Origin of the sequence: Flavobacterium davisii, from assembly GCF_019565505.1 — a bacterium.
GTDB classification, from domain to species: domain Bacteria; phylum Bacteroidota; class Bacteroidia; order Flavobacteriales; family Flavobacteriaceae; genus Flavobacterium; species Flavobacterium davisii.
The window spans coordinates 268,581-281,108 of record NZ_CP067378.1 but is presented as its reverse complement, the minus strand read 5'-3'; the positions used below and the strand labels follow the sequence as shown (position 1 = coordinate 281,108).

The 12,528-nt window shown below is 31.2% G+C and carries 9 protein-coding genes and 1 pseudogene; 6 read left to right on the top strand and 4 right to left on the bottom strand.

Annotation, left to right across the window (positions count from 1 at the left end):
• Nucleotides 1–591: 591 nt before the first annotated feature.
• On the bottom strand, nt 592–1,065 hold the full coding sequence (locus JJC05_RS01435; RefSeq protein WP_105196374.1) for a hypothetical protein: 474 nt from the start codon (nt 1,063–1,065) through the stop codon (nt 592–594).
• Nucleotides 1,066–1,594: 529 nt separating this feature from the next.
• On the opposite strand from JJC05_RS01435, the gene msrB reads away from it, so the two are divergent.
• The 3 genes from msrB to ytxJ are packed head-to-tail and all read left to right on the top strand — an operon-like array spanning nt 1,595 to nt 2,999.
• Nucleotides 1,595–2,053: a peptide-methionine (R)-S-oxide reductase MsrB gene (gene msrB / locus JJC05_RS01430; protein WP_235878020.1), complete on the top strand. Its 459-nt coding sequence runs from the start codon at nt 1,595–1,597 to the stop codon at nt 2,051–2,053.
• Between the two features lie 14 nt (nt 2,054–2,067).
• Nucleotides 2,068–2,616 (top strand): peptide-methionine (S)-S-oxide reductase MsrA, encoded by a 549-nt coding sequence (msrA, locus tag JJC05_RS01425; protein ID WP_105196375.1) that lies wholly within the window; start codon nt 2,068–2,070, stop codon nt 2,614–2,616.
• Nucleotides 2,617–2,639: 23 nt separating this feature from the next.
• Nucleotides 2,640–2,999, top strand: coding sequence for a bacillithiol system redox-active protein YtxJ (gene ytxJ, locus JJC05_RS01420; RefSeq protein ID WP_088392643.1), 360 nt, complete (start codon nt 2,640–2,642; stop codon nt 2,997–2,999).
• Between the two features lie 435 nt (nt 3,000–3,434).
• On the opposite strand, the gene JJC05_RS01415 is transcribed toward ytxJ, so the two are convergent.
• Nucleotides 3,435–3,818, bottom strand: coding sequence for an outer membrane beta-barrel protein (locus JJC05_RS01415; protein ID WP_235878019.1), 384 nt, complete (start codon nt 3,816–3,818; stop codon nt 3,435–3,437).
• A 711-nt stretch (nt 3,819–4,529) separates the two neighbouring features.
• Here JJC05_RS01415 and pheT point away from each other — a divergent pair.
• Nucleotides 4,530–6,950: a phenylalanine--tRNA ligase subunit beta gene (gene pheT, locus JJC05_RS01410; RefSeq protein ID WP_235878018.1), complete on the top strand. Its 2,421-nt coding sequence runs from the start codon at nt 4,530–4,532 to the stop codon at nt 6,948–6,950.
• A 436-nt stretch (nt 6,951–7,386) separates the two neighbouring features.
• Here pheT and JJC05_RS01405 read toward each other — a convergent pair whose 3' ends face one another.
• Together JJC05_RS01405 and fahA are read right to left on the bottom strand one after the other, a co-directional pair.
• The gene (locus JJC05_RS01405; protein WP_105196378.1) at nt 7,387–8,577 is read right to left on the bottom strand and encodes a hypothetical protein; all 1,191 of its coding nucleotides are present in this window, start codon (nt 8,575–8,577) and stop codon (nt 7,387–7,389) included.
• Between the two features lie 76 nt (nt 8,578–8,653).
• Nucleotides 8,654–9,936, bottom strand: a pseudogene (gene fahA / locus JJC05_RS01400) (fumarylacetoacetase).
• A gap of 113 nt (nt 9,937–10,049) precedes the next feature.
• Between fahA and glyA the strand changes: the two are divergent.
• Both glyA and aroC read left to right on the top strand, forming a co-directional pair.
• Nucleotides 10,050–11,324 (top strand): serine hydroxymethyltransferase, encoded by a 1,275-nt coding sequence (gene glyA / locus JJC05_RS01395; protein ID WP_105196380.1) that lies wholly within the window; start codon nt 10,050–10,052, stop codon nt 11,322–11,324.
• A gap of 137 nt (nt 11,325–11,461) precedes the next feature.
• Nucleotides 11,462–12,526 (top strand): chorismate synthase, encoded by a 1,065-nt coding sequence (aroC, locus tag JJC05_RS01390; protein WP_235878016.1) that lies wholly within the window; start codon nt 11,462–11,464, stop codon nt 12,524–12,526.
• Nucleotides 12,527–12,528: the final 2 nt, after the last annotated feature.

Genomic DNA, 12,528 nt, shown 5'->3' with positions numbered 1-12,528 from the left:
ATTTTCATAATCTTGTCATTTCGACATAAGGAGAAATCACATAAAGTAAACAACAGAGCACGCTCAAAAATTGAATTAGATAATGCGACTCCTCCTTGCGTCGGAGTGACAAACAGAACGGTGATTTATTCAAGAAAATTTTCATAATCTTGTCATTTCGACATAAGGAGAAATCACATAAAGTAAACAACACAGCAGGCTCAAAAATTGAATTAGATTATGCGACTCCTCCTTGCGTCGGAGTGACAAACAGAAGGGTGATTTATTCAAGAAAATTTTCATAATCTTGTCATTTCGACGTAAGGAGAAATCACATAATCTTTTTAAAATCATCAATATAACAAAGTGATTTTTGAATTAAATTTCCTTAACTTAACGACATTGGCTTCGCGCTCAAACTAATGATCATTTCAATTATAGACTCAACCGTCTGTTCGAGTTCTTTTTAAAATAAAAAAAAACGTATCGAGAACTTCCTTTTTAATCCAGTATATTTTAAGTCTAAATGGTATTAATCCCTTTTGAGGTATAGAACAAAAAAAGACCCCATTACTGGCGTCTCTTTCAGTTAATAAATTAAAAAATCAAGAATTATTCGGTTTTCTTTTTACTGGGTCTTTTCATAAAACGCTGACTCAAATCCTCATAAATAGGTTTGGCCGTAGCAATTCCTCTGTTGCTAGCTTCTTTCACCTGACCGTAATACAACATTGAGGCTTGTAGTGCCTCACTACCCGCTAACATCACCGTGTCATTAACATCGGTGGTTAACTGCGAAGCTAAATTGGCAATAGGACTTAAAACAGTCACTAACGCTTCGTCTTTTAAAAATTCCGTTTTGTCCATATAAGCCGGTACAAACTCAGGATTGGTATCTACATACGATTTTGTTTTTTGGACGGTAGCCACCGTTTTGTCCCCCATTTTAAATAAAGAAGAACGCTCCTCAATAGTTAATCCTTGCAAATAAGGTGCTAAAGCGGTTTTGCATTCTTGTAGTTTTTGAGTTACCGATTCAATCACTTCCTGTGGAATCGCGATGCTAATTTGATTTTTTACTGCCATTTTTTAGTTATTATTGTTTACAATTATTTCTACAAGTAAAGTATTTTTTGATTAAAAACCGATTTATTTAACAAATTTTTTAAAATATTTTTGCATATAAGACATAATTTTTGTAAATAACAAATCGATCATACATTACCATTTCAAATAATTTAAAATACCTTCGATGCGATCCAATGATACAATCCTATACAAACCACCGTATCAAATGATATCCGAAATGCAAAGATTAGTTACCGCCGTTTAAAAATCTTATGATCTTGTGGCAAAAGCATTTATTATGTCTTTAAAAAATACGATTATAGCCCGATTATATAACAAAATATTTGTAGCATGATAGCACTTTAGAAATGAATTTGAAAGAAAATAAAAAGGAATAGAGGAGGCTTTGCCAATTTATTTAGAGTCTAATGCTGAATTTGGTTTGAACCATTCGTAAGAACAAAAGGAATAATGAACAAGTTTTAGGGAAAAATACACTACTATTTTAAGGTTACTTAATTGTAACTTTGTAAATAAAATAAGGATTATGGAAAGCAAAGAATTAAATTGGGTAGAGATCATTCGACTGGCTACTAAAGGAAATTTAACGCCCGATAAAAAGATGGAAAGAACGGATGAGGAATGGAAACGTATGCTAACAGAAGAACAATTTCATATAACAAGAAGAAAAGGTACCGAAGCACGTTTTTCGGGAGCGCATTGTGCTCATTACGAACCGGGGATATATAGTTGTATAGGGTGTAATACCCCCCTTTTTGATGCCACAGAAAAATTTGATTCAGGAACAGGATGGCCAAGTTTTACACAACCAATAAAACAAAACACAATTCAATATATAAAAGACAACTCTTTTGGTATGATTCGAGTAGAAGTAATGTGTAATATATGCAATAGTCATTTAGGACATGTTTTTCCTGATGGTCCAGGACCTAGCGGATTGCGCTATTGTATAAATTCTATTTCATTGTATAAAAATCCAAAATAAGAAAAAAATAAAAGATGCGCAAAATAGAAATAGCTACTTTTGGAGGAGGATGTTTTTGGTGTGTTGAAGCAATAATTCAAAGACTAAAAGGGGTACAAAAAGTGGTATCAGGTTATACCGGGGGCAAAATAAAAGATCCTACTTATAAAGAAGTTTGTAGCGGTAGCACAGGTCATGCAGAAGTCGTACAAGTTACTTTTGATGCCGAACAGTTATCTTATACCGAATTATTAAATATTTTTATGACACATCATAATCCAACAACACTCAATTACCAAGGAGCAGATTATGGTACTCAATACAGATCCGTTATTTTTTATCATAATGAACAACAAAAAATAGAGGCAGAAGAAGTTATAAAACAATTAAACCCGATGTTTGAAAATAAGATTGTTACAGAATTAGCTCCTGTTCCTATTTTTTATCCAGCAGAAGATTATCATCAAGACTATTATAATAAAAATCCATACCAAGGATATTGTCAGGTTGTTATTTTACCTAAAATAACAAAATTAAACGAAATGTATACAAATAAACTCAAAAGAGATAATGAAAATGATTAATTAATATTTTAAAAAAAAGTTATATGGAAACACAAAAATGGCATAGCATAAAAACAGAAAGAGAAGTACTTGATATTATTGAAAAATCATACCATAAGCCACAAGTTATTTTTAAAGATAGCGTAACATGCGGTATTAGTGCATTTGCAAAAGAACGATTAACAAATGGTTTTAACTTAATAGAAAATATATGCGATTTTAATTATTTAGACTTGCTTGCTTATAGATCGGTTTCAAACTTTATAGCAACAACATTAGACGTAATTCATCAATCGCCTCAAATCATCGTTCTTATAGATGGAAAAGTAATTTATAGAGACTCGCATCATACTATTGAAGCACAAAAAATAGCCGATAAAATAAGTACATTCATAAAACAATAAGAAAAACGATTACAAATTGAGGCAGAAGTGTATCAAAATGTAAAAGAGACAGTCTTAAAAAAGCATTGAAATAGTTCTTAAAAAAATAAGAAAAAAACCTAAATAAAATATCTTTTTTAAGATAATGAATAACTCAATATGCTTTTAGACTGTCTCTTCATCAAAAAATTATTATAATTTTAGTAACTATAAAATGACAATTCTATAAGGTATAATAAAGACCTACGTTAAATCTATTACCTAAAGAATTAATGTCAAAATTGAAGCTGTTTTTTTCTTCCTTACTATTTGTGTCTTTATTTTTTGAAGTGTGAGATGAAAATCCTAAAACACCTAAAGACCCCACAACAGTCACTTTAGGAGAAAGTGCATAAGCAAATCCAGCATTTAGATTTGTGTTAAGTTCAAACGTATTATTTTTAATTTCAGTATTACCTAAAATTGTTTTTGTAGTATTAGTAGAATTTCCGGTAATAATCCTAAATTAACACCTACAAAAGGTCTAAAAGATTTACTGCCTTCACCAAAGAAATAACGGCTGTAAATAGTACCTCCATATTGATTTTCTTTCACTTCTGTATTTCCATACTCCTTTGTAGAACCTTGCGTTGTAAATCCAACGCCTAATTGTACATTATTAGTTAAGAAAGTACCTACTTCAGGTGAAAAGTTCCATGTAGAACCGTCAAAAGTCGTATTACCTTCTACTTTTGCTTTAGTGCTAGAATACCCCATTTGTCCTCCCACATAGAAACTTCCTTTTTGAGCAAATAAACCAGAAGTAAGTAATAAGGCACTTGCAATTAAAAAATTTTTCATAAAAACGATGTTTTAAAAATTAATAGAAAACCTTTTTTCAAATTTTATTCCAAAAAAAAAGTTAAAATAATCTTATGGTGTTTTTTTATTTGTTTTTTTTATTCTTTTTTAACTTAAATATAACAAAAATTGGTTTTATTAAAAAATAACCTTTATTGATAAAAAAATATTTTAATTATATGTTATTTGTTTTATATATATAACAAAATATGTTTTTTACAGTGTTTAATTTTTTTATTATGTCATAAAGTGATATTTCATGAATAAATGGCAGGAAATTGTGACAGTATAAGTTTTTGTTCTAAAGAGCTAACCCCAAATAGGTATTAGACTGGAAGTAGATGAACGAAACTTGATTTATTGTGTTTTGTTTTTTCAAATTCAAGCAGGTATTCCATTTTAGTTTACCCCAGATTACGCCTTAGACCCGAGCGTAGCGAATAGACGAAGTAAATCTATTCCACTTTATTTTTCTTCCAAATGCAAAAAAGAGGGGTGAAAAAGTTAAAAAGGAATGTAAATAATAATAAAGAGTTACTGATAAAAAGAAATATGAATATAAAATTCCCCTTTATTTAGAACTTAAAAAGACTATTTAAAAAGGAATAAGAATACAGAAAAGAAGGCTAAAAGAGTGTGTAAAATTATGGTTAAACTCCTAAGTAATTTTTTATCTTTGTCATTGGTTTAAAAATTTGATAAATATTCAAAATGAAGATTTCATATAACTGGTTAAAACAATTTATTAAAACAGATTGGAGTTCTGAAAAGACAGCTGAATTATTAACTGATTTAGGTCTTGAAGTAGAAGGAGTTGAAAAGTTTTTTTCAATAAAAGGAGGATTGGAAGGTTTAGTAGTAGGACATGTGTTGACTTGCGAAAAGCATCCAAATGCAGATAAACTTAAAATTACGACAGTAGATTTAGGAAGTGGAGAGCCTGTTCAAATAGTTTGTGGTGCTAGTAATGTAGCAAAAGGGCAAAAAGTAATAGTAGCTACAATAGGCACCCAATTATATGATAAAGAAGGAAATTCTTTTGAAATAAAAAAGGGTAAAATTAGAGGAGAAGAAAGCCATGGAATGATTTGTGCCGAAGATGAAATAGGAGTAGGTGATAGTCATGAAGGAATTATAGTTTTAGATGAAAATATACAAGCAGGTACATTAGCTTCAACTGTTTTTAATGTTGAAATTGATGAGGTTTTTGAAATAGGATTAACTCCTAATCGCGCAGATGCTATGAGCCATTGGGGAGTAGCTAGAGATTTAAGAGCAGGTATGATACAACAAGATATTAATACCGAATTGATTACGCCATCTGTAAGCTCCTATAAAGTTGAAAAAAGGACGTTAAAAATAGATGTAAATGTAGCAAATACAACATTAGTACCAAGATATTGCGGTGTTACTATTTCAGATGTAAAAGTCGGGCCATCCCCTGCATGGTTGCAAAACAGATTAAAGGCAATAGGACTTACCCCTAAAAATAATATTGTAGATATAACGAATTACGTTTTGCACGAATTAGGCCAGCCCCTACATGCTTTTGATGCGTCTAAAATACAAGGCAAAATAATAGTAAAAAATGCTACAGAAGGCGAAAAGTTTGTTACACTAGATGATGTAGAAAGAAATTTACATAAAGAAGACATCATGATTTGTGATGAAAAGGGGCCTTTATGTATTGCGGGAGTAATGGGAGGTAAAAATTCAGGAGTATCCGAAAGAACAACTTCTTTATTTTTAGAAAGTGCTTATTTTAATCCTGTTTCGGTGCGAAAAACAGCCAAACGTCATGCCATTAATTCAGATGCTTCTTTCCGTTTTGAAAGAGGAATAGATCCTACTATTACAGAATATGCTTTAAAACGTGCCGCAATCCTTATATGTCAAATTGCTGGAGGTGAAATGACTTCTGATATCATAGAAGTTTATCCTAAAAAAATAGAAGACTTTCCCGTTTTTTTAAATTTAGAAAAAGTTAAAAAAATTATAGGGCAAGAAATTCCTGATGAAGAAATTAAAAATATTCTTGTTTCATTAGATATAAAAGTAAACAGTATATCAAAAGTTGGTTTAGGTTTAACAGTTCCAGCTTATCGTGTAGACGTCATTCGTGAAATAGATGTAATTGAAGAAATTTTAAGAGTTTATGGTTATAATAATATAGAATTTTCACAAAAATTAAACGCTACAACTGCACATTCATCTAGAACAGAAGATTATAAGGTGCAAAATATTATTGCCAACTTGTTGGTAGGGAATGGGTTTAATGAAATGATGGCCAACTCATTAACAACTCCAAATTATGTGAATTTAAGTGATAGTTTACATGAAAAGAACAATGTTTTGATGCTGAATCCATTAAGTAATGATTTGTCGGCTATGCGTCAATCGATGTTGTTTTCAGCCTTAGAAACCGTTTCTTTTAATGTAAACCGTAAAAATGCAGATTTACGTTTGTTTGAGTTTGGTAAAACATATCACAAACAATTAGCTGGACATGAAGAAAAAATGCACCTAACGTTGACAATGACAGGAAATCGTTCTAAAGAATCTTGGACAAAAAGTCAAAAAGTAACAGACTTCTTTTTGTTTAAAGGTTATATTTTGAATATTTTGGAAAGATTAGGAATCAAAAATATCGTTACTATGCCAATGGAAAATGATATTTTAAGCGAAGGAATGATTTATGAATTAGGCACCTCTCGTTTGGTAGAATTTGGTACTGTAAAAAAATCAATACTAAAACATTTTGATATAAAACAAGAAGTCTTTTTTGCGGACTTTAATTGGAGTGCGATATTAAAGCATTTGTCAACAAATGTAAAATTTGTAGAAATTTCTAAATACCCAGAGGTACGCCGCGATCTTGCTTTATTAGTAGATGAAAAGGTTGAATTTGCAAAAGTTCTGGATTTAGCTAAAAAAACAGAAAAAAATTTATTAAAAGGAGTTGATTTATTTGATGTTTACCAAGGTAAAAACTTACCAGAAGGAAAAAAATCATACGCTATAAGCTTTTTATTACAAGATAGTACCAAAACGCTAACGGATTCACAAATTGATAAAGTGATGAGTAAATTAATGCAAAGTTTTGAAAGTGAATTAGGGGCTACTTTAAGATAATGTAATTAAAAAGTAAGAAATACAATATTAATAAAAAGAGGTTTTAAAACCTCTTTATTTCCCTAGTTAAAACCCCGTTTTAGAGTAAATCTAAAACGGGGTTTATTTTATATATAGCTTTTATAGCGATTACTGTATCAAAAAGTAAAAAAGGATGATTTTATTTTTTAAACTCTGATTATGCGTTAGAGATTTTCAAAAAACACATTTTATTGATTGTTAGTACTATATGGGATTAAGTACTAGAATTATCAAATAAATAAACCCTTTTATTTTAATAAGTTATAAAATTTGTTTTTTCTAATACTGAATTTGGGTTAAAGTGTAAAATAACCATTTGCCTTATAGATTCATAACTTTTTTTTGAAACAAATTTTATTTTTTTACTTCGTTGAGATTTTTCGTTTAATTATTGAGATTGAATGATAAAAAGATTTTATCTTCTAAATTTGTTTGTTGTGATGATGCTTTTTAGTTGATTCTTTAAACTTTCTCCGGAATCATATACCATTTGCTCATTAGTAGGAAAAGGAACGACTCTATGAGTAAAATATTTTAAATAGCTATCATCACAAGCTCTACGATCACCATTATAATTTGCATAAATATTTTCAAATACAAAAGTATTGCTTAAAGGGAAACTGTTTGTTAATTGATTCGTATTTAGATTTATATAATCAATTTTAGCTGTAATATTACATGATTTGTATTGTCTATATTCATAAATAGTGCTTCTAATAGTAATCATATTATCAATCATGATTACATTTCCTTTTTCATCTTTTACAGGTTGACCATTTGAGTTTAATTGAGGTTTTGTACCATCTTTAATTAATTTTTCTTTTGAGAACTCTCTTTCAGAAGTTTTTTCAGGTGTAATATTAATGGCTCTAAAGCTAATAAGTAATGCAAAATCATAATTAGTATCCTTTTGTTTGGTGCTGTGGTACACGGTCCAGATATCGTTTAATCCCAAAGTGCTAAAATCTAAAAGATCATTTTGCAAACGGGAAGGAATGATCATATTAGTTTCGTTTTTAGTATAGACATGCACAAAATCAGTTCCTTTATAATGGCATTCATCCATTAAATTTTTAGAGTCCTTATATCCGGGGTTTATATTATTTAGGTATTCAAAATCATAAAAAGCACGACGAAAACTCATTTTATCTTTTGTTTTCATTAGTTTTGACGCATTTTCGTATAGAAAATCCGACAGTTTAGCCTTAGTGCTGATTAAAGAATTGGAGTAGTTTTCAAAAGAAAATTGGGCATTCCTACCTTCTTTTATTAAGGATAAAGGTAATAAAGGTTGTATTTTTTCCTGTCTATTTTGTAGTTTAATATAAGTGTTGTATATCTTTTCTAAATGATTAGGATTACCTTCTTTTTCCCAAAGAGAAATAGCGTCTAAGTCACGTTGTTTGGCTTTAGCAAAAGCATCTTCTAATAAGAAGATGTAATCTTGTTTTCCTTTGGAATTTTTATTTGTTTTTAAGTGATCAATGGATAGCGAAATGGCTCCGTCGTAATTGCCTTCATTTAGCATTGATTGTGTTTTTTTAACACCGCTACAGCTAAAGAAAGTACTAATGAATACTATGATTATGGGAGTAATTTTTTTCATACAATTAAAATTTAAAATGAATTAGGCAAAATTCAAGCCAAAAAATACTCCGAAAGGTTCGGAGTATTAAAAAGTTTTATTTTGTAGGAATGGGAGGTAATAGTTTACTTGAAACTTCACCAAATCCAATTCTTGTGTTTTCATTTTGACAGTAACCTCTCATGATTACAGTATCTCCGTCATTAATAAATTTTCTTTCAGAACCATCTTTTAAAGTGATAGGATTTTTGCCTCCCCACGTTAGTTCTAACATAGATCCTAGCGAATCTTCAGTAGGACCTGATATTGTACCGGATCCCATCATATCACCAGAATTTATACGACAACCATTAATTGTATGATGTGCTAACTGTTGCGTCATAGTCCAGTACATATATTTAAAGTTTGTATTGCTAATGATTGTTTCGTCTGCATTTTCAGGAGCGATACCGACTTGTAATCGGATGTCAAAAGCATAATCTCCTGTTTGTTGTAAATAAGGTAGCGGAGTAGGTTCCTGAACAGGGGATGCGCAACGGAATGGTTCTAGAGCATCCATAGTTACGATCCATGGAGAAATAGAACTTGCAAAATTTTTAGCTAAGAAAGGGCCTAGCGGAACATATTCCCATTTTTGAATATCACGAGCACTCCAGTCATTTAATAGAACCATTCCAAAGATATAATCTTCTGCTTCGCCTACTGGAATATTTTCACCCATTAGATTGGCATCTGTAGTAATGAAAGCGGTTTCTAATTCAAAATCGACTAAACGAGAAGGGCCAAAAACAGGAGCGGTTCCATCAACAGGCATGGTTTGTCCCATAGGTCTATGTACAGGAATTCCTGAAGGAATAATAGTAGAGCTTCTTCCATGATATCCTACAGGTATATGTAACCAATTTGGTAGTAAAGCATTAGCTGGATCACGAAACATTTTGCCTGTATTTGTAGCATGTTCTTTACTGGAAAAAAAATCAGTATAATCACCTACAAATACAGGTAATTGCATTTCTACATCTTCAATTTTAAAAATAACGACATCACGATGTTTGATGTTATCTCTTAAATCAGCATTTTCAGCGTCAAAAATATCAGCAATACGATTACGAACTAATCGCCATGTTTTTTTCCACAAGAAATAAATTCGTTTAAAGCGTCTTGAAGAAATACGTCGTCTGTTAAATCAATTCCTTCAAAATAGCCCAATTGATGTAATGCACCTAGATCGATAGCATAGTTTCCAATGCGAGTACCAACGGTTACAATATCGTCTTTTGTTAAAAAAATACCAAATGGAATATTTTGAATAGGAAAATCGCTAGTAGAAGATACTTCTAACCATGATTTTCTCTCAGGATTGTTAGCTGTAATAGGCATATTATATTTTTTTGTGATTTTAAATAAATTTTACACCTCAAATATAGTTTCTATTGGGATTATACCAAACACTTTTTGTATTTTTGACAATTATTTATAAAAAATATTCAAAAATGTTACGCGACGAACAAATATTCGATTTAATTCTTGATGAACAAGATAGACAAATTCACGGTATTGAATTAATTGCTTCAGAGAATTTTGTAAGCGACCAAGTAATGGAAGCAGCAGGTTCTTGTTTGACTAATAAATATGCAGAAGGATACCCTAACAAAAGGTACTATGGAGGTTGCGAAGTAGTAGATGTGGTAGAACAAATTGCTATTGATAGAGCAAAAGCTTTGTTTGGAGCAGCGTATGTTAATGTACAACCTCATTCAGGCTCTCAAGCTAATACAGCTGTTTTTGCAGCTTGTTTACAACCAGGTGATACAATTTTAGGTTTTGACTTATCACATGGAGGACACTTAACGCATGGATCTCCTGTGAATTTTTCAGGAAAATTATACCGACCTGTTTTTTATGGTGTAAATCAGGAAACAGGGATGTTAGATTATGACAAAATTCAAGAAGTAGCCACTAAAGAACAACCTAAATTAATTATTGCGGGGGCTTCTGCTTATTCTCGTGATATGGATTTTAAACGTTTTCGTGAAATAGCAGATTCTGTAGGCGCTATTTTAATGGCAGACATTTCTCATCCAGCAGGTTTAATAGCAAAAGGATTAATGAGTGATCCTATTCCTTATTGTCATATTGTAACAACAACTACTCATAAAACTTTACGTGGGCCACGTGGAGGTATGATCATGATGGGAGAAGATTTTCCCAATCCTTGGGGATACACAACGCCTAAAGGGGATGTAAAAATGATGTCTAATTTATTAGATATGGCTGTTTTTCCAGGAAATCAAGGCGGTCCTTTAATGCACATTATAGCTGCTAAAGCAGTTGCTTTTGGCGAATGTTTATCGGATGAGTTCTTTACTTATGCTATGCAAGTACAAAAAAATGCAAAAGCAATGGCAGAAGCATTTGTAAAAAGAGGTTATAACATCATATCAGGAGGAACAGATAATCACATGATGTTGATAGATTTACGTAACAAAGGCATTACAGGAAAAGAAGCTGAAAATGTATTAGTAAAAGCGGAAATTACTGTAAATAAAAATATGGTTCCTTTTGATGATAAATCACCTTTTATAACTTCTGGTATTCGTGTTGGAACACCAGCTATTACTACTCGTGGTTTAGTAGAAACAGATATGGACAAAATCGTAGATTTTATAGATCGAGTATTAACGAATCATACCAATGAAGAAGTTATTGAGCAAGTAGCTAATGAAGTAAATGAAATGATGAGTGAACGCGCTATGTTTGTTTTTTAGTTTACGATATTAATATTAAATAAGGCTGTTTTAGATAGACAGCCTTAATTTTTTGGAAATTTTTATAAATTTTCTATATAAACATATCTAAACTAAAAAACATTCTTTTTAAATATAGGTTAATAATAAGGAATCGAATGGCAGGAAATTCTTTTGGAAATATATTCAAAATAACCACTTTTGGAGAATCACATGGTCAAGCTTTAGGTGGGGTAATTGATGGATGTCCATCAGGTATTGAATTAGATATGGGACTTATTAGTCAAGAAATGCAAAGGCGTAAACCGAGTCAATCTTCTATTGTCACACAACGAAAAGAAGAAGATGAAGTACAGTTTGTATCTGGAATTTTTGAAGGAAAAACAACAGGAACCTCTATTGGTTTTATAATTCCCAATACCAATCAAAAATCAGATGATTATAGCCACATAAAAGATACTTATAGGCCGAGTCATGCTGATTATGTTTATGATCAGAAATATGGTTTTCGTGATTATAGAGGAGGAGGTCGTAGTTCTGCAAGAGAAACTGCTTGCAGAGTATTGGCAGGAGCTGTAGCAAAACAAATAATTTCTGAAATAAAAATCAATGCTTTTGTTTCTTCTGTAGGCGAAATAAGTATTAACAAACCTTATCAAGAATTGGATTTTTCTAAAATAGAATCCAATCCTGTTAGGTGTCCTGATTTAGAAGTTGCAGGATTAATGGAAGCTCATATTAAAGAAATAAAAAAACAAGGCGATACAATAGGTGGCACTATAACTTGTGTTATTCAAAATGTACCAATAGGTTTAGGAGAACCTGTTTTTGATAAATTACATGCAGAATTAGGTAAAGCAATGTTATCAATAAATGCTGTTCATGGTTTTGAGTATGGAAGTGGTTTTTGTGGTGCTAAAATGAAAGGAAGTGACCATAATGATCGTTTTAATTCAGACGGAACAACTCAAACAAATTTGTCAGGAGGAATACAGGGAGGAATAAGTAATGGTATGGATATTTATTTCAGAGTAGCTTTTAAACCCGTGGCAACTCTAATTCAAAAACAAGAAGTCTTAACTATTAATGGTCAACTGATAGAACAACAAGGTAAAGGAAGACATGATCCTTGTGTAGTGCCTAGGGCAGTACCTATTGTTGAGGCAATGGCTGCTGTAGTAATGGCAGATTATTATTTATTAAATAAAATTTATCAAATTTAAAT